This is a genomic window from Nonomuraea sp. NPDC052116 (assembly GCF_040680035.1).
GTDB lineage: Bacteria > Actinomycetota > Actinomycetes > Streptosporangiales > Streptosporangiaceae > Nonomuraea > Nonomuraea angiospora_A.
Genome location: NZ_JBFAWA010000004.1, coordinates 20,679 through 42,531 on the forward strand (window position 1 = coordinate 20,679; position 21,853 = coordinate 42,531).

At 71.6% G+C, this 21,853-nt stretch carries 17 protein-coding genes; 9 read left to right on the top strand and 8 right to left on the bottom strand.

Annotation, left to right across the window (positions count from 1 at the left end; translation table 11 throughout):
• The first annotated feature begins 167 nt into the window (after positions 1-167).
• Both AB0L65_RS08185 and AB0L65_RS08190 read left to right on the top strand, forming a co-directional pair.
• Positions 168-551, top strand: coding sequence for a DoxX family protein (locus AB0L65_RS08185; RefSeq protein WP_364241877.1), 384 nt, complete (start codon positions 168-170; stop codon positions 549-551).
• Between the two features lie 308 nt (positions 552-859).
• Positions 860-1,783 carry an RNA polymerase sigma-70 factor gene (locus AB0L65_RS08190; protein WP_364241879.1) on the top strand — a complete coding sequence of 308 codons (924 nt, stop codon included), beginning with the start codon at positions 860-862 and terminating at the stop codon, positions 1,781-1,783.
• 208 nt (positions 1,784-1,991) lie between these two features.
• Here the strand turns inward: AB0L65_RS08190 and AB0L65_RS08195 are convergent, their stop codons facing one another.
• The gene (locus tag AB0L65_RS08195; protein WP_364241882.1) at positions 1,992-2,621 is read right to left on the bottom strand and encodes a TetR/AcrR family transcriptional regulator; all 630 of its coding nucleotides are present in this window, start codon (positions 2,619-2,621) and stop codon (positions 1,992-1,994) included.
• Positions 2,622-2,699: 78 nt separating this feature from the next.
• Here AB0L65_RS08195 and AB0L65_RS08200 point away from each other — a divergent pair, with 78 nt between their 5' ends.
• Positions 2,700-3,299 carry a hypothetical protein gene (locus AB0L65_RS08200; protein WP_364241885.1) on the top strand — a complete coding sequence of 200 codons (600 nt, stop codon included), beginning with the start codon at positions 2,700-2,702 and terminating at the stop codon, positions 3,297-3,299.
• 204 nt (positions 3,300-3,503) lie between these two features.
• Here AB0L65_RS08200 and AB0L65_RS08205 read toward each other — a convergent pair whose 3' ends face one another.
• The 4 genes from AB0L65_RS08205 to AB0L65_RS08220 form a co-directional block, all read right to left on the bottom strand.
• Positions 3,504-3,668 carry a hypothetical protein gene (locus AB0L65_RS08205; protein ID WP_350725388.1) on the bottom strand — a complete coding sequence of 55 codons (165 nt, stop codon included), beginning with the start codon at positions 3,666-3,668 and terminating at the stop codon, positions 3,504-3,506.
• Positions 3,669-3,732: 64 nt separating this feature from the next.
• Positions 3,733-4,002: a WhiB family transcriptional regulator gene (locus tag AB0L65_RS08210; RefSeq protein ID WP_350725390.1), complete on the bottom strand. Its 270-nt coding sequence runs from the start codon at positions 4,000-4,002 to the stop codon at positions 3,733-3,735.
• Between the two features lie 553 nt (positions 4,003-4,555).
• The gene (gene tesB, locus AB0L65_RS08215; RefSeq protein ID WP_363971040.1) at positions 4,556-5,425 is read right to left on the bottom strand and encodes an acyl-CoA thioesterase II; all 870 of its coding nucleotides are present in this window, start codon (positions 5,423-5,425) and stop codon (positions 4,556-4,558) included.
• A gap of 76 nt (positions 5,426-5,501) precedes the next feature.
• Entirely contained in the window at positions 5,502-7,535 is a 2,034-nt protein-coding gene (locus AB0L65_RS08220; RefSeq protein ID WP_364242812.1) for an ATP-dependent DNA helicase UvrD2, read from the bottom strand.
• Positions 7,536-7,686: 151 nt separating this feature from the next.
• Between AB0L65_RS08220 and AB0L65_RS08225 the strand changes: the two genes are divergently transcribed.
• Complete coding sequence (locus tag AB0L65_RS08225) at positions 7,687-8,583, top strand: alpha/beta hydrolase (protein WP_364241889.1); 897 nt, start codon at positions 7,687-7,689, stop codon at positions 8,581-8,583.
• A 99-nt stretch (positions 8,584-8,682) separates the two neighbouring features.
• Positions 8,683-8,931, top strand: coding sequence for a glutaredoxin domain-containing protein (locus tag AB0L65_RS08230; protein WP_364241892.1), 249 nt, complete (start codon positions 8,683-8,685; stop codon positions 8,929-8,931).
• Here the strand turns inward: AB0L65_RS08230 and nudC are convergent, their stop codons facing one another.
• Positions 8,932-9,906, bottom strand: coding sequence for an NAD(+) diphosphatase (gene nudC, locus AB0L65_RS08235; protein WP_364241895.1), 975 nt, complete (start codon positions 9,904-9,906; stop codon positions 8,932-8,934).
• A 146-nt stretch (positions 9,907-10,052) separates the two neighbouring features.
• On the opposite strand from nudC, the gene AB0L65_RS08240 reads away from it, so the two are divergent.
• The 4 genes from AB0L65_RS08240 to AB0L65_RS08255 are packed head-to-tail and all read left to right on the top strand — an operon-like array spanning position 10,053 to position 15,285.
• Positions 10,053-11,192: a siderophore biosynthesis protein gene (locus AB0L65_RS08240; RefSeq protein ID WP_364241897.1), complete on the top strand. Its 1,140-nt coding sequence runs from the start codon at positions 10,053-10,055 to the stop codon at positions 11,190-11,192.
• The gene (locus AB0L65_RS08245) at positions 11,189-12,673 is read left to right on the top strand and encodes an IucA/IucC family protein (protein WP_364241900.1); all 1,485 of its coding nucleotides are present in this window, start codon (positions 11,189-11,191) and stop codon (positions 12,671-12,673) included. Before AB0L65_RS08240 ends, AB0L65_RS08245 begins: the two co-directional genes overlap by 4 nt.
• A complete protein-coding gene (locus AB0L65_RS08250) occupies positions 12,674-14,218 on the top strand; it encodes an IucA/IucC family protein (protein ID WP_364241902.1) in 1,545 nt (514 codons plus the stop codon).
• Positions 14,215-15,285: a type III PLP-dependent enzyme gene (locus AB0L65_RS08255; RefSeq protein ID WP_364241905.1), complete on the top strand. Its 1,071-nt coding sequence runs from the start codon at positions 14,215-14,217 to the stop codon at positions 15,283-15,285. The genes AB0L65_RS08250 and AB0L65_RS08255 overlap by 4 nt, the downstream gene beginning before the upstream one ends.
• Here the strand turns inward: AB0L65_RS08255 and AB0L65_RS08260 are convergent.
• Together AB0L65_RS08260 and AB0L65_RS08265 are read right to left on the bottom strand one after the other, a co-directional pair.
• The gene (locus AB0L65_RS08260; RefSeq protein WP_364241908.1) at positions 15,245-18,535 is read right to left on the bottom strand and encodes an ATP-dependent DNA helicase; all 3,291 of its coding nucleotides are present in this window, start codon (positions 18,533-18,535) and stop codon (positions 15,245-15,247) included. The genes AB0L65_RS08255 and AB0L65_RS08260 overlap by 41 nt on opposite strands.
• Positions 18,529-21,636 carry an ATP-dependent DNA helicase gene (locus AB0L65_RS08265; RefSeq protein WP_364241911.1) on the bottom strand — a complete coding sequence of 1,036 codons (3,108 nt, stop codon included), beginning with the start codon at positions 21,634-21,636 and terminating at the stop codon, positions 18,529-18,531. Before AB0L65_RS08265 ends, AB0L65_RS08260 begins: the two co-directional genes overlap by 7 nt.
• Positions 21,637-21,853: the final 217 nt, after the last annotated feature.

Sequence of the window (21,853 nt, forward strand, 5' to 3'; positions counted from 1 at the left end):
TGAGCTGTGACACGGTGTGAGCGTCCTCACGATCGGGAGCCCTTCGCGGGCCGGTAGCGGGGGCGGGGTGAGGACGTGCCCGAGATGGCCGTACGCACGCGATGTCACTGGCGGAGGTTGCTGTCTCGTCTAGGGGGTGCAGGCAATTCTCTCTCAAGGAGTGGGCGATGAACCTCGCGTTGTGGATCGCTGCCGGGCTGCTGGCCGCGGTGGCGGTGAGCGGCGGGATCAGCAAGACGTTCGTGCCGAAGGAGAAGCTGGCTGTGCTCCGTGGCGGGGGATGGACCGCGGACGCCGGTGCCGGCTTCGTCAGGACCCTGGGTGTCCTTGAGCTCCTGGCTGCGGTGGGCTTGATCGTGCCGGCCCTGCTCGGCATCGCGCCGGTTCTGGTGCCGGTGACCGCGGGGTGCTGGATCCTGCTGATGGTCGGCGCGATGATCACCCACGGCCGACGTGGGGAAGCCGCGTTCGTGGTGGTGAATCTGATCTATCTCGCGGTTGCGGCGTTCGTCGCGTGGGGCCGCTTCGGTCCTGGGGCCTTCACCAGTTGACGGGCGACGACGCAGAGTTCCCGACCATCTGGGCTCGGTCCGCGGAGGGGCGATGGTCGATCACGGAGAGAGAGATGATCATGCGAGTGTTCGTGGCAGGCGGGAGTGGAGCTGCCCCATCTGGCGGAGCGTGCGGGAGCGACGTGGCCGAAGTGGGTGCCCGTATGGGCGGCCCGGCTGCTGAGTGGGCATGTGGTGGCGACGATGATGGGCGAGGGGCGCGGCTTGTCCGACGCCGAGGCCAAGCGGGAGCTCGGCCGGCAGTTGCGCTGCCCCTCGTGGTGGCAGGGTTTCGAGGAGGAGTTGGCATGGGCAGGGCCGAGGAGTTTCAGGAGTTGCGGCCGCTGTTGTTCTCGCTCGCCTACCGGATTCTGGGCAGCGTGAGCGAGGCCGAGGATGCGGTTCAGGAGACCTGGCTGCGCTTCGAGGCCACCCCGACCGAGCCCAGGTCGACCAAGGCGTTCCTGTCGGCCACGGTGACCCGGATCTCCATCGACGTGCTGCGCTCGGCCCGCGTCCGGCGGGAGGAGTACGTCGGGCCGTGGCTTCCCGAGCCGCTGCTCGCCGACCCGTACCAGGACCCGGAGCGGTCGGCGGAGCTGGCCGACTCGCTGTCGATGGCGGCCTTGCTGCTGCTGGAGCGGCTGTCCCCGCTTGAGCGGGCGGTCTTCGTGCTGCGGGAGGTGTTCGACTTCGGCTTTCCCGAGGTCGCGTCGGCCGTGGGGCGCTCGGAGGCGGCGTGCCGCCAGCTGGCGGTACGGGCGCGGCGCCATATGGCCGCGGGCCGGCCCCGCTTCGAGGCGGATCGCAAAGAGCGGGACGAGCTGGCGTCGCGGTTCTTCGACGCCCTCCGCGAAGGCGACGTCGTCGGCCTGCAGAACCTGCTGGCTGCCGACGTGTCGATGGTCGGCGACGGCGGCGCGAAGGCCCCGCAGCTGGCCAAGGCCGTCATCGGCGCCCAGAACGTGGCCCGGCTGCTCGCCTCCGCCTTCCCCCGGATGGCCTTGGTCGGCGTGACGGGCGAGCCGCACGAGGTCAACGGCCAGCCGGGCGCGATCTTCCGCGACCGGGACGGCAAGGTGCTCCACACCCTGACGCTCGACGTACTCGACGGGCAGATCCAGACGATCCGCGCGGTGATCAACCCCGACAAGCTTGGGCATTTGGGCACAGTGGCGGACGCCTGGGCAGTCGACCGGGAAGTAAGACAGGCACGCCGGCCCACGGAGTAGCCGCGACCACCGACCGCACGTCGAGTGGGTCGTGAGGTTGTCAGCCCGCTGTGGATTTCTTGGCCGTGGCGGCCTGAGTCTTGGCCGTGGCGGCCTGAGTCTTGGCCGTGGCGGCCTGAGTCTTGGCCGGCCGGTAGGAGTCGGTGCCGTTCGCGAGGGGCCTTCTTCCCGCGCGGTGCCGACATCACGGCAAGCCGCCCGGGGTCGTTCAGGTGAGGCCCGCGAGGAGGGCGTGGACGCCTTCGGTGAGTACGCGTTCGCCTTCCTCGCGCGAGTTCAGGAACCAGCCCGGTAGCGGGCTGCGGAGTGAGCAGGTCAGCTCGATGCTGACGATGCCGTGGATCGTGGTCCACACCAGGTACGCCGCACGTACCGGGTCGTTCGACTGGATGAGCCCGGCCTGGGCCGCGGCGGAGGTGGCTTGGGTGAGGAGGTCGAAGGTGAGGCCGAGGGCGTAGTTCCGGCGCTGGGGTGACGGGTCGAAGTCGGGCAGCGGGCGCTCGAACATCAGCGCATAGAGAGCGGGATCCGCCAGCGCGAACTCCCGGTACCCGCGTGCCACCGCCATGATCCGGGCCAGCGGGTCGGCGTGGCCGTTCAGGGACGAGGTCATGGCGTCGTGAAGGAGGCTGAAGCCGTACTCGTAGATCGCTTCCAAAAGGCCGGAGCGGCTGCCGAAGCAGGTGTAGATGCCCATGGTGGAGGTGCCCGCGACGTCCGCGACACGGCGGAGGGTGAGGTGGAGGGCGCCCTGTTCGCGGAGAACGCGCATGGCCGCGTCGAGCAGGCTCTGGCGCAGCGCGCCGAGTTCTTTCGGGGTGCTTACGTCTCTCGGCACGCTCTCACCATATCCGGCGATAACGCGCATCATAACGATCGTTATCGCTTGATATCACCGAGAGAAAGGGCTCCAGAGATGGGTGTCTACCGGGTCACGGCGGCGGCCGGGTTCGTGTGCGCCGTCCTGCTCGTGGTGAACTCGGCCCGGCGCGCCGGGCTGCTGCCCGAGACGGCGTTCACGCACGCCATCGCGCCGTTCGGGGCGCTGATGGGTCTCCTCGCGATCACCGGCATCTACCTGATCGTTCGGGGTACGGCAGGCAGTCTCGGACTCATCGGGTACGTGCTCAACTCGGCCGGGCTGGCCGGGGCGTTCGCCATCGAGTACATCCTGCACTTCGTCTTCCCCTACCTCGGCGGGGGCACGGTCAGCGAACTGCTGGCGGGGAGCACGGGGCGGGCATTCCTCGTCACGTCGGCCGTGCTGTTGGCGGGGGTGCTGACCTTCAGCGTGGCGGCGATCAGGAGCGGGGCCATGCCTGCGGTCGGGGTGGTGCTCTATGCGGTGGGGATGGTTCCGGGGTCGTTGCGGAACGTGGTGCCGGTGCCGGTGTACTTGGCCGGGCTCGTGGTGGCGGCGATCGGGGTCGCCTGGATGGCGGCCCGGCTGTGGCGGGCGGAGGAGGAGTTCGTCGCACCTCCGTCACGGACGACGGGTGTACGGCCGACGGCCTGAGCGGTCACCGGTGGCGACTCCGGGGATGCGACACCCGAAGGTGATGGCGCCCTATGGGCCGAGCACCGCGGGCGCGGCCTGCGGGGGCCGGGGTGCGGGGGCCGGGGAGCGTAGCTATACGCGGAGAGCCGGGCGCTTCGGGCGCCCGGCTCTCTGAAAAAGGATCTGCGGGGAGATCCTGCGCCGGCGGCAGGATCTCCCCGGTCAGACCTGGCGGCTCAGGGCTTCGCGGAGGCGGTCGTTCGCCCGCTGGACCTTGCGCCGCGCACGCTGCACACGGGTGACGCGCGCGATGAGGCGTTGCTCCTCCGCCTCGCGGTGGAGGGTTTGTATTCGGTCATTCACCAGGTCATGGATGAGATCCGGCACTGCTCGGCTCCTAGTGATCTGAGTGCTCATTGGTTTGTTCGCTTTCTGGTTGAAGGTGCGGTGTTCAGGCAGCGACCGGGTGCTTGCGGGGACGCCCGCGCGGACGCTTACGGGGAACGATCGCTCCCCTGAGGATGAGTTCGCCGCCCCAGACGCCCCACGGCTCCTCGCGCTCGAGCGCGCGGGCCAGGCAGGCCTTCTGGATCGGGCAGCCGCCGCAGAGAGCCTTGGCGAACTCGACGTCCTCCGGCGACTCGGCGAACCACAGGTCAGGGTCGGTACGGCAGGGGATCTTGGCTTCGTCGATCAGGTCCATGATCGTCTTCGCCCCCATCTGCTTTCTCCTTTTGTCAGATCTTTTTGATCTTGGTCGGACACCTCGTAGGTGGTCGGGAATCACGGACAAATAAGTAAGGCCGCGGATCCGTCTGCAGGATCCGCGGCCTGGGGGCTGTATACGCCGGTCAGGTTATGACCGGTGTATCCCTCCAGGGTTGCGGACCCCACAGTCCACCATTGGTGAGCTGGTAGGCCGGCAGTTCGATACGTGCGGTGTAGACGGGAGCAGCTGGCGTGGCAGCGCCGAAGTGGGCGCGCGCGCCGTAGGCGGCAGCCTGGCTACGGGCAGACTTCTCCTGCCGCAGCTTGGTGGGACCGTCAACGAGTCTCACCGAGTTACGGCATGCGGAAGCGAGCCATTGCGTGGCTGGCATCTGAATGCTGATCACGGTGACTCACCTCCACTCTCTGGATCGTCGGAACAGTAGTGTCCGACTCGCTTGACCATGACCCTAAACCGGGAACCCGGGAAGGGGCAACATATTTTCTACCTGCGATTTTGTTACATTGACCGCGCCTGGCGGCCTATTGCACGCGGCGTGTCGGCACTATTTCGTCAGGCGGATCATGGCCTCTTGGACGACCGAGACCACGAGCTCACCCGAGGCAGTGAACATCTCGCCGCGAGCGAGTCCCCGAGCTCCCCCCGACCAGGGGGATTCCTGAGCATAGAGCAACCAGTCGTCGGCCCTGAAGGGGCGGTGGAACCACATGGCGTGGTCCAGCGAGGCGCCGGAGACGTTGGAGGCGCCCCAGGCCATGCCGTGAGCCAGCAGGATCGTGTCGACCAGCGTGAAGTCGGACGCGTACGCGGCCAGCACGACGTGCAGGAGCGGGTCGTCGGGCAGGTCGGCGTGGTAGCGGAACCACACGTTGGTCTCGGCGCTGCGCAGGTCGGGGTTCTTGAACGCCTCCCAGGTGAGCGGCGAGACGTACCTGGCGTCCACCGGGCGGGGGCGCGAGAACCACTCGCGGAGCTCGGGGTGATCGCCGACCGCCTCGAACATCCGCTCCCGGAACGTGGGGAGCGTCTCGGGGTCGGGCACCTGCGGCATGACGGACGCCTGATGCGTCACGCCCTCCTCGGCGATGTGGAACGACGCCGACATCGTGAAGATCGCCTTGCCGTGCTGGACGGCGACGATCCTGCGGGTGGTGAACGAACGGCCGTCGCGGAGGCGGTCGACGTTGTAGATGATCGGGATGGAGGGGTCGCCCGGCCGGATGAAGTAGGCGTGCAGAGAGTGGACGTGACGGTCCTTCGGCACCGTACGGCCGGCCGCCACGAGGGCCTGGGCCGCCACCTGACCACCGAAGACGCGCTGGATGCGTTCCTCCGGACTCCGTCCCCGGAAGATGTCGAGCTCGATCTGCTCCAGGTCGAGCAGATCCAGCAGCTCCTTCAGCGCCTCGTTCACGTGTCCGTCCCCCTTGGGCTCTCGAGTGTTGGGGACAAGTCTGACGTGCCCCTTATATGGGACTAAAGCGGGGCTGTCAGTCGGCGTGACAGAGAGACAGGACGGCCTCGCCGTAGCGGTCCACCTTGATCTTGCCGATGCCCGCTATCGACAGCAGCTCCTGCTCCGTGGAAGGCGCGCGCTCCGCGATGGCCTGGAGGGTCACGTCCGTGAAGACGACGTACGGCGGGACCTTGGCCTCCTTGGCGGTGGCGGTGCGCCAGGCCTTCAGGCGTTCGAGGAGGGCCTCGTCGTAGTCCGCCGGGCACGTGGAACACCGCCCCAGCTTCTGCTCGGCAGCCGCCACCAGCGTCTTCGCGCACACCCGGCAGCTCACCGGCGCCGCCACCGCACGCCGTTCGCGGGGGGCGGTCGAGACGCGGGGCGGGGACGCGGAGGCGCGGGCGCCGAGACCGTCGAGGAAACGGGAGGGACGGCGGGTCCTGCGGGCACCGGGGGCGCGGGCGCCGGCCCAGGACAGGGAGAGGTGCTCCCGGGCTCGAGTGACGCCCACGTAGAGGAGGCGGCGCTCCTCCTCGATCTGCTCCGGGGACTCGGCGTAGATGATCGGGAGCATGCCGTCGGTCAGGCCGACCAGGAAGACGGCGTCCCACTCCAGGCCCTTGGCGGCGTGGAGCGAGGCCAGGGTGACGCCCTCCACGGGCGGGGCGTGCTGCTCGGAGGCCCGGCGCTCCAGCTCGGCCACGAACGCGGGCAGGTCAGCGCCCTCGGCCGCCATGTCCTCCGCCAGGTCCGCCAGCGCCTTCAGGGACTCCCACTTCTCCCTGGCCTTGCCGCCGCCCGGCGGGGACGGGGTCAGGCCGATGCCGGTCAGGATGTGGTGGACCTCGGCGGCCAGCGGCTCCCCGGCATAGGCGCGGGCGGCGCCGCGCAGGAGGACGACTGCCTGCCGGACCTCCGGGCGGTCGAAGAAGCGCTCGGCGCCGCGCAGCACGTACGGGATCTCGGCCTTGGACAGGGCCTCCTCGTATGCCTCCGACTGCGAGTTGACGCGGAACAGGATCGCGATCTCCCGCGAGGGCACGCCCTTGTCCAGCAGTTTCCTGATCGCGCGGGCCGCACCTGCCGCCTCGGCGGGCTCGTCGTCGTAGTCGGAGATCGACGGCTTGGGGCCGTCGGGGCGCTGAGCCACCAGGTCGAGCCGGTGCGGAGATCTGACGATCAGCCGGTTGGCCAGCTCGACCACCTGCGGGGTCGAGCGGTAGTCGCGCACCAGCTTGATGACGGCGGCGTCGGGGTGCTCGACCGCGAAGCCCGTCAGGTAGCGCGGAGTGGCGCCGGTGAAGGAGTAGATGGTCTGGTTGGGGTCGCCGACCACGCAGAGGTCGTCACGACCCCCGAGCCAGGTGTCGAGCAGGAGCTTCTGCAGCGGGTTGACGTCCTGGTACTCGTCCACCACGAAGTAGCGGTACTGCTGGCGGATCTGCCCCGCGACCTCCTTGTGCTCGGTCATCACGGCGGCGGTCAGCTCGAGGATGGTCTCGAAGTCGACCAGGTGGCGTTCGCGCCTGATCTGCTCGTACGCCTCATAAAGGCGAGCGACCTCCTCCGGCGGGACCGGCGGCGTGCGGTGGTATTTCGCCGCGGCCGTCACGTAGTCCTCCGGCCCGATCTGGGTGACCTTGGCCCACTCGACCTCGGCCGCGATGTCCCGCAACTCGGACCGATCCGGAGTTTTCCGGACCTGGCGGCAGGCCTCCGCCAGCACCGGGAGCTTGGACTCGATCACCGAGGGCGCCGCGCCGCCGATGACTTTCGGCCAGAAGTAGGTGAGCTGCCGCAGCGCCGCCGCGTGGAACGTGCGGGCCTGCACGCCGGGCGCCCCGAGCGCGCGGAGCCGCTGGCGCAGCTCCCCCGCCGCCCGAGTGGTGAACGTCACAGCGAGCACGCTCTGCGCGTCGACCACCCCGCTGCGGACCGCGTGCGCGATGCGATGGGTGATCGCCCTGGTCTTGCCGGTGCCGGCGCCGGCCAGCACGCACACCGGCCCGCGCACCGCCTCGGCCACCGCGCGCTGCTCGGGGTCGAGACCGGCCAGGACGTCATCCATGTTGTTCACCCGTTCATACTCTCAGGTGTAGCGGACAGCCTCTTTATTCTGGCAACATGCGGGCCGACGTATGTTCATAGCCACCAGATGCAAAGAACCGGTCTCTTCCCTCACAATGGGTCCGACCATCTGCATGGGGGAAAGGAAGGCCGTGCGAACTGCGGTTTTCGCGGGCGCGCTCGCGCTCGCTGCCGTCGTGCTCACACCCGTGGCCGCCAGCGCCAACAAGGAGCCGACGCCCGGCCCCACCGACGTGGTCGACCAGTACGGGCTCGGCGACTTCGCCTCCGAGACCGTCTCGTACGGCCCCCAGGCACGTCAAGCCATGGACGTCTGGTGGACGCCCGACGGCCAGCAGCGCCCCGGCGTCTTCCTGATCCACGGCGGCTGGTGGTCGGGCGGTGACAAGCGCTACATGAAGGAGATCGTCCGCCAGTACGCCGAGCTGGGCTACACGGTCTTCAACCTCAACTACCGGCTCTCCGGCGACGCGGCGTGGCCCGCGCAGCGCTCGGACGCGCTGGCCGCCATCGCGCTGGCCCGCAAGCACGCCGAGCGGTGGGCGTTCGACCCGAGCAACTACGTGGTGGTGGGTTTCTCCGCCGGCGGCCACATCGCGGCGGCCGTGGGCACGTACGGCGACGGCATCTCCGGCCTCAAGGGCGTCGTGGGCCTGTCGCCGATCATCTCGCCGCTGCGCGCCTACTCCGACGGCGAGAAGTCCGACGACCCCAACAAGCGCAAGCTCCGTACGGCCGCCATCCGCCTGGCCGGAGGCTGCGCGCCCAAGGGCAAGTGCTCGCGGGTCTGGGCCAGCATGGAGGTGGCCTGGCACGCCAGCCGCAAGGACGCGCCGATGCTGACCGTGCACTCCAAGGACGAGTTCGTGCCGCCGCTGCAGAGCCAGGTGCTCAAGACGATGCTGGGGCAGGTGGGCGTGCCCGTGACGGTGATCACCCAGCCGGGCATCAACCACAGCAACCCGCTCTATCGCGAGCCCGGGGTGGCCGAGCAGGTGCAGGCCTGGATCGCCGACCGCATCGGCTGAGCGCCCGAGGCGGGACACCCCCGCCTCAGGAATGAACTTGCACAGTCCGGTTGTTGCAAGGAGCGCCTATTTTCCCGATCTCCGGAGGGATCTCCCGACATGGCGCTCACCGTCTACAGCACCACCTGGTGCGGCCCCTGCAAGCGGCTCAAGTCCCAGCTCACCCGCGAGGGCATCAGCTTCAAGGACATCGACATCGAGCGCGACCCGTCAGCCGCCGAGTTCGTGATGAGCGTCAACAACGGCAACCAGGTGGTGCCGACCGTGGTGATCGACACCCCCGGCGGCCGCGTCGTGCGCACGAACCCTTCAGCTCTGGAGGTCAAGGCCCTGCTCGGGGCCGCCTGATCACCAGTCGCCGGTCAGCTCGCCGCCGTACCAGGTCTCGATCAGGCGGCGGGCGATCGACACCGGCGGGGGCAGGCGCAGCTCGCCGGACTCCAGCGCTCGCGCCAGCTCCTCGCGCGAGAACCAGCGGGCCTCGGCGATCTCCTCGGCGTCCGGCGTGAGCTCGGTCGAGATCGCCTCGGCGAAGAAGCCCAGCATGAGGCTGCGCGGGAACGGCCAGGGCTGGCTGCCGAGATAGCGCGGGCGGACGACGGTGACACCGACCTCCTCCGCCACCTCACGGGCGACGGCGTGCTCCAGCGACTCCCCCGGCTCCACGAACCCCGCCAGGATCGACAGCCGCCCCTCCGGCCACTGCGGGCCGCGGGCGAGCAGGCAGCGGTCGTCCTCGTCGCGGACCAGCATGATCACCGCGGGGTCGACGCGGGGGAAGTGCTGGCTGCCGTCCTGCGGGCAGACGCGGATGTGCCCGCCGGCCCGCACGTCGGTGCGGGTGCCGCAGCGCGGACAGTATTCGTGGGTCGTGTGCCAGGCCTCCAGCGCCACGGCGTAGACCAGCAGGCCGGCGTCGCGGTCGCCGAGCAGGCCCCCGACCTGGCGCAGCCCGGCCGCCACCGGCTCGCCCTCGGGTGTGTCGCGCAGGCTCATGGGCACCGTCACGCGCCCGTTGACGTCGCCTCCGGGGCCGCTGGGCAGCGGCGCCGCCACCGCGAAGTAGACGACACCGTCCTCGACCCCGAGCAGGTAGCGCTCGCCCGGCGGCGCGTCGGCCGGCGCGTAGAGCACCGCCTGCACCGCGTCTCCCGACCGCCGCACCAGCGTGTGACCGTCGTCGATCACCAGCACCCTGGTCGACGGATCGGTCCACGCCTGCTCCAGCCACTGCTCGTTGGCCCGCAGCGCCGAGGATCTGTCGATGGTGCCGCGTGCCAGAAGCAGAGGCCCGATGAGTTGCTCTTCCGCGGTCGTCTCCACAGGCCGTCCCCTCCCGAAATCCCCTGTCATCCTATGACCTCGCAGTTAGCCGGCGATTACGGTATCCGGGCCCCGGGGTGATCTCTCTCGGGCTAAGATCGACGAGTTAGGTTAGCCTTACCTGATCCTTCGGGGGTGCCTTCGCGTTGCGGCTCTACCTGACCGCGCTCAAAACAACCGATTCCGTGACGGACGGCTTCCTGCCCGCGGCCGAGGCGCTGGGGCTGGAGGTCACGGTCCTGACGGATCGGCCGGAGCGGCATCCGTACGCGGTGGCGTGCGACGTACGCGACCCGCGGGCCCTCATCGACGCCGTCGAGAGCCTCGGCAGGCCGGACGCGATCTTCACCAACTCGGACCACCTGCAGGCGGAGACGGCGCTCGCGGCGGCCTACTTCGGGCTGCCCGGGAAGGACTGGCGGGCCTGCGTGGCCGCCAAGAACAAGTTCCTGACGCGCCGCAGGCTCCTCGAGACCGGGGTCGAGCAGGTGTGGTCGATCCGGCTCGCCCCCGGCGATCCGGTGCCCGAGCGCCTCCCCTACCCGGTCGTGCTGAAACCGCGTGAGGGCGTGGCCAGCGAGGACGTCATGCTCGTCGAACGCGACCTGGCCGGCGCCGTGGCCCTGGTCAGGAAGCGGCGGCCGGGCGAGACGCTGGTCGTCGAGGAGTACCTGGACGGGCCGCTGCGGACGCTGGAGACGCTGGGGGACGCCTCCGGGACGCGGGTGCTCGGCGGGTTCGAGACGACGCTGGGGGCGCTGCCGTACTTCATCGAGGAACGGCTCGACTGGGCGCCGCGGGACGGGACGCACGAGCACGTGCTGGCGGCGCTGCGGGCGCTGGGGGTCGGGTTCGGGGCGTGCCACACCGAGTACGTGGTCACACCGCGAGGGCCCCGGATCGTCGAGGTGAACTACCGGGCGATCGGCGACCATTGCGACTTCCTGCTCGGTGATGTGCTCGGGGTGCCGCTGTTCGAGTGGATCCTGCGGGTCCATCTCGGGGAGGCCGTGCCCGACATTCCCGAAATTTCGTCGTACGGGAGTGCGGTCAGCCTCGTCGCCGACCGGGCCGGAACCGTCAAGGACGCCCCCGGGGCCGAGACCTACGTCGAAGGGGACGTCCGGCTGTGGCACCGGCCGCTGCGGGCCGTCGGGGACGTCATCTCGCTCACGCACACGAACCGGGACTATCTGGGCGTCGTACGTGCCGTCGGGCCCTCCCGGGCAGCCGTGGACGCGGCCGTCGAGGCCTACCGGGCCGCGCGGCCGTGGGTGGTCGAATGAGCGATCGGGAGGCCTATCTGGCCGCCCGGGTCCTGAACGCGTTGCTGCGCGAGGACTACGGCGGGCTGTCCTCCCGGATCAGCCGGACCAAGGACGGCGCGGGGCTGCTTCTGGCGGACGGCCGGTGGGTGCGCCTGGCGCCCGGCGCGCTGTTCCAGGACTTCGTGGTCGCGTCGGAGGAGCGGCTCGGGCTGGAGCAGGTGCTGGAGACGCTGGTGGAGGTGGCGGACCCGGCGGACTCGGAGGGGGTCGCGGCCTTCTTCGAGGAGTGCCTGGCGGCGCTGACCGCTCTGGAGCTGCACGACTCGCATGCCGGCGAGGTGCTCGCGCGGGGGCCGTCCTATGAGGCGCTGGCCGCCTTCGTGGACCATCCCGTCTATCCGACGTCCCGGGCGCGGGTGGGGCTGTCGGAGGAGGAGCTGCTGGCGTACGCGCCGGAGTTCGCGCCCTCGTTCGAGCTGCGGTGGGCTGCCGTGCCCCGCCGGGCGCTCGCGCCGGGCTCCGCCGGGCGCTTCCCCGCCGACGCGGGCGGGTGGGAGGTGGGGCCGGACGAGGTGCTGTTCCCCGTCCACCCGCTGACGGCCGGCGAGGTGCGGAAGATCGACGGGGTACGGCTGCTCGACGAGGCGCGGTTGACCGTGCGGCCCACGCTGTCCATGCGGACCGTCGAGATCGACCCCCGTACCCACCTCAAGCTGCCCCTCCCCATCAGCACCCTGGGCGCCCGGAACAGACGGTCGATCAAGCCGGGCACGCTGGGCGACGGGGCGAAGGCCGAGCTGCTGCTCCGGGAGCTGGCCGGCCCGGACGTGGTGCTGGCCGACGAGCAGGTCCACGCGCACGCCGGGCACGAGTACCTGGCCTGGATGGTCAGGCGGCTGCCCGAGGGGAAGATCGTGCCGGTGGCCGCGCTGGGCGCGCCCGGGGTGCTCGACGGGCTGGGCGACGTCGTCCCCGCCTACCTGCGGCTGCTGCTGCGCTGGAACGTACGGCTCTTCGTGCGCTACGGCGTCGCCCTCGAAGCCCACCAGCAGAACCTCGCCCTCGTCTGCCAAGGCGACCGGACGCGGCTGCTCGTCAAGGACAACGACGGGCTGCTGGCCTCACCCGCGAGGCTGCGGGCGGCCGGGATCGAGGTGCCCGCGTTCGCCGACGAGCGGATGCTGAACGACGATCCGCACGCGCTGGCCGACGTGTTCGTGACCATCACGCTGCATCTGGCCGCCGCCGCCGTGGCGTTCGGGGCGATGCCGCACGCCGAGGCCGCGGCGCTGCTGCGCGGCACGCTGGCCGAGGCCCTCGACGAGTACGGCGAGGACCCCATGGCCAGGATCCTGCGCGCCAGGACTCTGGACGCGGCCAGGCTCACCGGCAAGTCCATGATCACCGCTGGGACGCTCGTCGCGAAGGAACGCTCCGGCGCCCGCGACGTCAACAAGTTCTACGGCACCAGCGGGCCCAACTACCTGAGGAGAGCTTGAATGCACGCTCCGGCCCTCGACGCGCCTTCTGCCCCGGCTGAGGAAACAGCCGAGGAGGCGACGCTGGCGGCCCTGCTGCGCTGCTGCGTGCGGGAGGTGGCCGGGCCGCGCGGTCTGGTCTGGCCCGCGCCGCCGTACCTGCTGCTGCGGGTGGCGGGCACGCTGCTGCGGGTCCGCACCCACGGCGGCGCGGCGCTGCGCTTCGACGGCCGGCCTGAGCGCCTGGAGGAGGGCGCCTGGCAGCCGCTGACGACCGGCGAGCTGGTGCGGATGGTCGAATCCGACCTCGACGGGGCGAACGGCGAGTTCGCCGAGCAGGTGGCGGCCAGCCGCGAGGCGGTGGCCATGATCCTGCGCGCTCGGGAGGACGCCGTCCCGCCCGCCGATCCGTGGCTGGCCTCGGAGCAGGCGCTGGTGTTCGGCCATCCCTTCCACCCCAGCCCCAAGGCGCGCGGCGGGGACGGCTGGCTGCGCTACGCGCCCGAGGCGCACGCCGAGTTCCCCGTCCGGCTGCTCGGCGTGCGCGAGGACGTGCTGGCCGAGGGGGGCGACGCGTCGGTGCTCGACACGATGGGCGAGGCGCCGCGCGGCTACCGGCTGCTTCCGGCGCACCCGTGGCAGGTGGAGCTGCTGAGGCCCGCGTTCGGGGCCGAGCTGATCGACCTGGGGCCGGGGCCGGTGGTGCTGCCGACCTCGTCCGTGCGGACCGTTTACGCGCCCGGCGCGGAGGCGTGCCTGAAGTTCTCCCTGGACGTGCGGATCACGAACTGCGTGCGCAAGAACGCCTGGTACGAGCTGGCCGGCGCCGTGGAGCTCACCTCCCGCCTGGGCCCGATCTTCAAGGAGGTCGCCAACAGGCACCCCGCCACCCGCTGGCTGCCCGAGCCCGGCTACCGCTCGGCGGCCCTCGGCACCCGGCTCCACGAGGGCCTGGGCGTGATCGTCCGGCAGAGCCCCTGGACCGCCTGCTCCCCCGGCGTGACCCCGGTGCTGGCCGCCGCGCTCGCCCTCGGCGCGCCGGTCAAGGACCCGCTCGCCTGGTGGCGGGCGTACGTGGCGGCGGTCGCGCTGCCCGTCCTGGAGCTGTATTTCGCGTACGGCGTCGTTCTGGAACCCCACCTGCAGAACGTCCTGGTCGGCCTGGACGCGGACGGGCTCCCCGCGGAGGCCGTCTTCCGTGACCTGGAGGGCACCAAGCTCGTCGCCGGCCGCCACGACCTCGCCGGCCTGCACCCCGAGGTGGCCGCGGCCCTCACCTACGACGCCGAGCGCGGCTGGGCCCGCGTGGTGTACTGCCTGCTCGTCAACCACCTCACCGAGATCGCCGCCACCGTCGCGGGAGCGGACGACGGGCTGCTGCGCGAGCTGTGGCGGATCGCCCGCGACCTGCTCGCCGGCCAGGCGGACGAGCTCGGCCGGCCGCTGCCCCTGTCGGACCTGCTGGCCGGCGCGCCGCTGCCCGCCAAGGCGAACCTGGGCGTCCGCTGGGCGCGGGCGGCCGACCGCGCCGCCGGTTACGTCCCGATCGCGAACCCGCTCGCGTGATCACCGACCGCGTCCAGGACGCCGCGCTGCGCCTCGGTGCGGCCCCCGCCTACCTGTACGACCTGCCCGCGCTGGACGAGCACGCCGCCTCCGTACGGCGGGCGCTCGGCGGGGTCGAGCTCTACTACGCCGTCAAGGCCAATCCGGACGCCGAGCTGCTGCGCGTGCTGGCCGGGCACGTGGACGGGTTCGAGGCGTCGTCGGCGGGCGAGCACGCGCACGTCACGACGCTGTTCCCGGGCAAGCCGGTCGCGCTCGGGGGCCCCGGCAAGACCGACGCCGAGCTGCGCCTGCCGCACCACCGCATCCACGTCGAGTCCCCGAACGAGCTGCGCCGCCTCCTCGCCACCGGCCTGGAGGCCGACGTGCTGCTCAGGCTCAACCCCGACCTGCCGGTGGAGGGCGCCGCGCTCACGATGAGCGGGCCGTTCGGCATGGACGAGCAGGGCGTGGCGGAGTGCCTGCCGCTGTTCACCGAGCGGGTACGCCTGCGCGGCCTGCACACCCACCTGGCCAGCGGCCTGGACGCCCCTCAGCTCCTCACCCTCGCCAAGGCCCTGCTGGACAACGAGCACGAGGAGGTCAACCTGGGCGGCGGCATGGCGGTGTCCTACGCGGCACCGGAGTCCAGGTTCGACTGGGCGGCGTACGGGGCGGGCCTCGCGGCCGTCCGGGGCGGGAGACGCCTGCGGATCGAGCCCGGCCGGGCGCTGACCGCGTACTGCGGCTATTACATGACCAGGGTCGTGGACGTGAAGCGGGTGCGCGGCGAGGCGTACGCGATCCTGCTGGGCGGCACCCACCATCTGCGGACACCGGCGACCAAGGGCCACGACCAGCCGTTCACGATCCTGCCCACGGGCAAGGGGCCGGGCCTGGCGGACGAGCCGATCACGTTCGTCGGCCAGCTATGCACCCCGAAGGACGTTTTTTCCCGAAAAATCGTGACCTCGGCCCGCGTCGGGGACACCGTGGTCTTCGAGATGGCCGGCGCCTACGCCTGGAACATCTCCCACCACGACTTCCTCATGCATCCGAAGCCGGCTTTCCACCATCTACGAGCCTGACCCCCTCGATGAGCGCGACCAGGCCGTCGGCGTCGAGCAGGTCGACCGGGCGCACGGTGCGGTTGGCGCGTACGAAGTGGAAGGCCGCCCGCACCTTCTCCAGCGGCACCCCCGCCAGGTGCGACCAGGCCAGCCGGTACGCGGCGAGCTGCACCGACGCCACCCTGGTGGCCTTCTTCCCCCTGGGCGGCTCGCCGGTCTTCCAGTCGACGACCTCGTAGCCACCGTCGGGCAGCTCGAAGACCGCGTCCATCCGCCCGCGCACGAGCCGGTCGGCGATCATGGTCTCGAACGGCACCTCCAGATCGACCGGCCGCCGATCGGCCCACTCGCTCTGCTCGAACCGCTCCTGCAGCTCGGCGAGGCGCACATCCGCCTCTTCGAGCTCCTCGTCGTACAGCTCCAGGTCGTCGATCAGCCGCTGCTGGTCCCACCGCGTCTCCAGCCACTTGTGGAACGACGTGCCCCGGCGCGCCAGCGGCGCGGGCTTGACCGGGACGGGGCGGCGAATCCTGCGGGCCAGCTCGCGCGGGTCGCCGGCCAGCGTGACCAGCGACGACACGGTCAGCTTGGCCGGCAGCTCGACGATCGTGGCGGGGCGGCGCCGGTGCAGCTCCCGCTCGCGCAGCAGCAGGTCGGTGTCGCGCTCCCAGGCCCGCAGCCGCTCCTCCTCGAACGTCCGCAACTGCTCGTCGTCCTCCTCGTCGTCGTCGCCGAGCGCCCCGGCCAGGGCGTCCTCGACCAGGCGGGCGCCGTCGAGCACGGACTCGTAGCGCAGGCCCTCGGGCGTGACCGGCCAGATGGCCTCGGCGGGCTCGGCGAGCAGCGGGTTGGTGGCGCCGTCGGCCAGGTCGCCGGCCCAGACCGAGACGCGGTCGGCGGTGTCGCGGATCTCCAGCAGGAAGTCGGACGGCTCCAGCGGCTTGGTGGCGCTCCCCCAGCGGTAGCCGGAGGCGATCAGGTGGTAGTGGGCGCGGGTCACGGCCACGTACGCCAGCCTGCGCTCCTCCATCAGGTCGCGCTCGCGGCAGTGCTCGTCGAACGCGCCCAGCTCCTCCTTGCTCAGCCCGCTCAGCCTCGGCAGGTCGGCGGCGTCGCCGCGGAGCGGGTAGGGGAGCTTGCGCGGGTTTTCGGTCCAGCGGCTGTTCATGACCGGCGTGGCGGGGAAGATGCTGCCCGTCGCGATCGTCCCCTTCGAGCTGACGAGCTGCGACAGGCCCGGCACGACCACGATCGGCCACTCCAAACCCTTGGAGGCGTGCACGGTCATGAGCTTGACGCTGTTGCTGTCGCCGACCCGGCCCGCCTCCAGCCCGAACTCCTCGCTCTCCGCCGCCTGGAGGTAGGCCAGGAAGGCGCCCAGCGTCGGGTCTTCCGCGTCGCCCGCGAACCTGGACGCGGCGTCGAGGAACGCGTCGAGATCGGCCCGCGCCGCGAACGTGCTCGTCGTGCCGCTGCGCGCGGCCACCTCGACGTCGAGGCCGATCGTGCGCTCGACCTCGCTGATCAGGTCGGGGAGCGGCTGCGCGGTGTGCGCCCTGAGCCGGCGCAGCTCTTGAGCGAGCGCCACCAGCCTGGTGCGGGCCAGCGGCGAGAACGCCTCCAGCCACTCCTCCCGGTCGGGCAGCTCGTCCAGCGCGTCCACCAGGCTGCCACGCTCCCCGGCCAGGTCGGCCACCACCTGGTCGAGCGGGTCCTCCTCCCGGCCGCTCTCGCTCAGCTCGCGGGCCAGCAGCCTGGCGTGCTCGCCCAGCACGCGCAGGTCGGCGGGCCCGATCCGCCAGCGGGGCCCGGCCAGCAGCCTGGCCAGCGCGTCGCCGGCCGTCGCGTCGTACAGGACGCGCAGGGTGGCCACGATGTCGGTCACCTCGGGCACGGTCAGCAGGCCGCCGAGACCGACCACCTCGACCGGGATGTCGCGCTCCTCCAGCGCCCTGCGCAGCGCGGGGAACTGCGAGCGCTTGCGCGCCAGGACCGCGACGTCCTGGGGCTGCACGGCGAGCGTCTTCTTGCGCTCCTTCTCGCCCCACGGCAGGCCGTCGGGCGCCGTCTCTGCGCCGAGGATCCTGGCGATGCCGTCGGCGACCCACTTCGCCTCGTCCTCGGCCGTCTCGTGGAAGGCGCAGGTGACCCGGCCGCGGTCGACCCGGTTGGGGCCCGGGACCAGGACCGGCACCTCGCGGGCCTCCATGCGCAGCGGGAGCTGGACGCGGGCGGCGACGTCGAGCACCCGGTCGCCGTTGCGGAAGCTGACGCTGAGCTGGCGGACCTCGGCGGGGTCGCCGGAGCCGTCGCGGAAGTCCTGGGGGAAGCGGCGGAGGTTGCCCGCGGAGGCGCCGCGCCAGCCGTAGATGGACTGGCAGGGGTCGCCCACGGCGGTGACCGGGTGGCCGCCGCCGTAAAGGGAGCGCAGCAGGACGAGCTGGGCGTGGCTGGTGTCCTGGTATTCGTCGAGCAGGACCACGGAGTAGCGGGCCCGCTCGATCTCGCCGACCTCCTTGTGGTTGGCGGCGATCCTGGCGGCCAGCGACATCTGGTCGCCGTAGTCGATGACCTCCCGGCCACGCTTGAGCCGCTCGTACGCCTCCACCATCGGCAGCAGCTGCTCCCTGGCGGACTGGACGCCGAGCGGCTTGCGCTGGGCCACGGTCGTCCTGCCGGGCAGGAGGTCGAGCCTGCCCCGCAGCCACTCCCCCATCCGCCGCACGTCGCCGGCCGAGCGCAGGTGCTCCGACAGCTCGCCGGCCAGCTCCAGCACCGCGGCGGTGACCGACGGCGGGCCCAGCTCGATCCGGTCCATCGGCCCGTCGTACATCGCCACCACCCGCGACGCGAGCTGCCACGACACCGCCGGCGTGACCAGGCGCATGGTGGGCTCCAGCCCTTCGCGCAGGGCGTGGTCGGTGACCAGGCGGGCGGCGTAGGCGTGGTAGGTGGACACGGTCGGCTCGTTGTCGAGCGCGCCCGGCTCCACGAGGCCCGCCTCGGCCAGGCCGTTCAGCCGCTCCCTGACCCGGTTGGCCAGCTCGGCGGCGGCCTTGCGGGTGAAGGTCAGGCCCAGCACGTTTTCCGGTTTGACCAGGCCGTTGGCGACCAGCCAGACCACGCGACCGGCCATGGTCTCGCTCTTGCCCGAGCCCGCGCCGGCCATGACGACCATGGGCTCCAGCGGGGACTCGATGACCGTGGCCTGCTCACGGGTGGGGGGCAGGATGCCGAGCTTGCCGGCGAGTTCGGCGGGGGTCAGCACACCTGGCCCCCGTTGTCGTTGACCGGGCAGCTCGCCCTGGCCGCGCACGTGCGGCAGCCGTCGTTGACCTTGGCCTGGAAGAACGGACCCGACATGCCGGTCGCCACCGTGTCGACCAGGTCCGCGGCCCAGCCCGGGTCCTTGTCGTCGGCCAGCGGGGGCTGCGCCTGCTCCAGCGCGTCGTTCTTGCCCGCCGCCTTGCCGACCTGGACGAGCGCGGCGCCGCCCGGCTCGGTCATGCCGTGGCGCGCGAAGGCCCCGAGCAGCGCGGCGAGCTGGTAGACGCCGAGCTGGGGGTGGCGGTCGAGGTCGCCGGCCTTGGGCTTGGAGCCGCCGGTCTTGAGGTCGATGATCACGGCGCGGTTGTCGGAGTCGCGCTCGACCCGGTCGACGCGGCCCTTGATCTGGACGCCCTCGGTGACCATCGCCGTGAACGCCTCCTCCAGGGCCACCAGCTCGCGCGGATTCTCCTTGTGCCAGCGCAGGAACTTGCCGATCATCTGCTCGGCGACCTGGCGCTGCTTGCGGTTGTACCAGACACCGCCGAAGTCGAGGTCGTTCCAGACCTGGTTGAGGCGGTCGCCCAGGAGGTCCTCGCTGGGCAGGTCGGTGGCCGCCAGGACGGCCAGAGCGTGGATGATGTTGCCCAGGCCCTGGGCGGTGCTGGTGCCCGCGGCGCCGACGGCCGTCTCCAGCAGCCAGCGCAGGCCGCACTTGGTGAAGCTCTCGACCGCCGAGGGCGAGATGCTGACGACGTCGTCGGGCCAGCTCAGCGGGCGGTCGTCGGAGATGGGCGTGAGGGCGTACCAGTCGTTGGGGTGGGCCCCCTGGACGCCCGCGGCGGCGAGGCGGGCGAGCTGCCTGGCCGCCTTCTGCCGCATCTTCCTGGGCTTGGTGGGGTCGGTCACCGCGCTGCGCAGGTCGGCCACCAGGGCGGACATGTTCAGCCAGCGGGCCCGGTCGTCCACCGTGGCTGACTCCACCGCTCCCGGCATCAGCTCCGACAGGAACCTGGACGGGCGCTCGTCGGTGTCCTCGCCGCCCACCGCGGTCACCACCAGCCGGCGCCTGGCCCTGGTGGCGGCCACGTAGAACAGTCTGCGCTCCTCGGCCAGCAGCTTGGAGACCAGCGAGGCGGCGTTGGGCTTGGTGCCCTCGACCACCTCGACGAGGTCTTCCACGCCGAGCAGCGACCCGCGCAGCCGCAGGTCCGGCCAGACGCCCTCCTGCACGCCCGCGACGACCACGACGTCCCATTCGAGGCCCTTGGAGCGGTGGGCGGTCAGCACGCGTACGGCGTCGCCGTCGGGGGCCCGGTCGGCCAGCGTGTCGCCGGGGATCTCCTGGGCGGCCAGGTCGTCGATGAACACCTCGGGGCCCGCCTTGGGCATCCGGTCCACGAACCGGGCCGCGTGGTCGAACAGGGCCACCACGGCGTCGAGGTCGCGGTCGGCCTGCGCGCCCCTGGGGCCGCCCTGCAGGCTCTGCTCGGTCCAGCGCCCAGCCAGGCCGCTGGCGTGCCACACGGCCCACAGGAGGTCCTCCGCCGTCCCCTCCTGCTGCGTGGCCTCGCGGGCGGCGGCCAGGAGCTTGGCCACGCGCTCGGCGGGGACGGCGACGTGGTCTTCGACGCGGATGAGCTCCCTGACGTCCTGCACGGCCGCGACCAGCAGCTCGCCGGACGAGCGCGTGCCTTCCGCCTCGTTCTCGGCGATCTTGAGTGCGCGGCGGAGGCGGCGTACGCCGATCATGTCCGTGCCGCCGAGCGGCCCCGTCAGCAGCTCCTCGGCCACGCCCTCGTCGAGCTGGGCGGGGTCCATGGCCACGCGGAGCATGGTGAGCAGCGGCCGTACGCCGGGCTCCTGCGCGATCGGCACCTCGTCGCCCGCGATCATCGTCGGCACACCCGCGTTGACCAGCGCCCGGCGCAGCAGCGGCACCTGGCGCTTGGCCGAGCGGACCAGCACCGCCATCCGGTGCCACGGCACCCCGTCGATCAGGTGCGCGCGCCGCAGCGTGTCGGCCACGATCGCCGCCTCCTGGCTGGTGCTGTCGGCCAGCAGCACCCGCGCGTCGCCGGCGTCCGCGTCGGGCAGCGGCGCCAGGTCGCGGTGGTCGTGCTCGTGCCCGTACGCGTGGTCGGGCATGGGCGCCACCGGCAGCCGGGCCGCCAACCGGCGGGAGGCCTCCAGCAGGTCGGCCCCGCTCCTGCGGCACACCCGCAGCGCCAGCACCGGCGCCTCGCGGCCGTCCCTGGTCTTGAACCGCTCGGGGAACTTCATGATGCCCTGCACGTCGGCGCCCCTGAAGCCGTAGATCGACTGGTCGGGGTCGCCGACGGCGACCAGGTCGGCCCCGTCGCCGGCGAGCTGGGCCAGCAGGAACTCCTGTGCCGGGTCGGTGTCCTGGTATTCGTCCACGAACACCACGTCGTGCGCCGCCCGCTCCCGCTCGCGCACCTCCGGCCGGGCCAGTAACGCCGAGGCGGCCCCGATCAGCTCGGCGTAGTCGTAGGTCTCCTCCGGGTCGAGGTCGAACCTGTCCTGGTAGCGCTCGGCGAACCTGCCCGCCGCCGCCCAGTCGCCCCTGCCGTGCAGCCTGCCGAGGGCGATCAGCCGCTCGGGGTCGAGCCCGCGCTCGCCGGCCCTGGACAGGAAGTCGCGCAGCTCCTCGGCGAAGCCCCGCGTCTTGAGCGGCTCGCGCAGCGACACCGGCCAGTCGAGCGCGCCGCTCTCCAGCTCGCCGTGGAGCAGCCGCCGGATCTCCAGGAGCTGCTCGGGGCCGGTCAGCAGGCGCGGCGGGGCCTTGCCCTCGAGCACGGCCTCGCGGCGCAGGAGCGTGTACGCGTAGGAGTGGAAGGTGAGGGCCAGCGGGGTGCGGGTGGTGCGGCGCAGGCGGGCGGTGACCCGCTGGCGCAGCTCCTCGGCGGCCTTGCGGCTGAAGGTGAGGATGAGCACGCGCTCGGGGTCGACGCCGCGGCGCTCGATCCTGTCGACGATGCTCTCGACTATCGTGGTGGTCTTGCCGGTGCCCGGACCTGCGAGGACGAGCAGCGGGCCGCTCCGGTGGGCGACCACGGCACGCTGGTGCTCATCGAGCACAGGGGGCGCAACAGGTCCACTGTTGCCGCGTCGCACCAACCGCCAGGTCTGACCACTCACAGCACTAGATTCCACCAGACCACAGGGACAGATCGTGCCGACTTGCCCGGTCTCCCCACGCGATCCGCCTACCGTATCGGGGCGAATCTCCACTTTCTCGCGCGACACGCCGCCCTCATGTTCGCCGACGGCGTTGCCGCGATATATCTTGACTTCT

Excerpts from the sequence above, each read along its gene's own strand:
- AB0L65_RS08185 (WP_364241877.1), top strand. The coding sequence starts at position 168 with ATGAACCTCGCGTTGTGGATCGCTGCCGGGCTGCTGGCCGCGGTGGCG.
- AB0L65_RS08190 (WP_364241879.1), top strand. The coding sequence starts at position 860 with ATGGGCAGGGCCGAGGAGTTTCAGGAGTTGCGGCCGCTGTTGTTCTCG.
- AB0L65_RS08200 (WP_364241885.1), top strand. The coding sequence starts at position 2,700 with ATGGGTGTCTACCGGGTCACGGCGGCGGCCGGGTTCGTGTGCGCCGTC.
- AB0L65_RS08210 (WP_350725390.1), bottom strand. The coding sequence starts at position 4,002 with ATGGGGGCGAAGACGATCATGGACCTGATCGACGAAGCCAAGATCCCC.
- AB0L65_RS08220 (WP_364242812.1), bottom strand. The coding sequence starts at position 7,535 with ATGGATGACGTCCTGGCCGGTCTCGACCCCGAGCAGCGCGCGGTGGCC.
- AB0L65_RS08230 (WP_364241892.1), top strand. The coding sequence starts at position 8,683 with ATGGCGCTCACCGTCTACAGCACCACCTGGTGCGGCCCCTGCAAGCGG.
- AB0L65_RS08245 (WP_364241900.1), top strand. The coding sequence starts at position 11,189 with ATGAGCGATCGGGAGGCCTATCTGGCCGCCCGGGTCCTGAACGCGTTG.
- AB0L65_RS08250 (WP_364241902.1), top strand. The coding sequence starts at position 12,674 with ATGCACGCTCCGGCCCTCGACGCGCCTTCTGCCCCGGCTGAGGAAACA.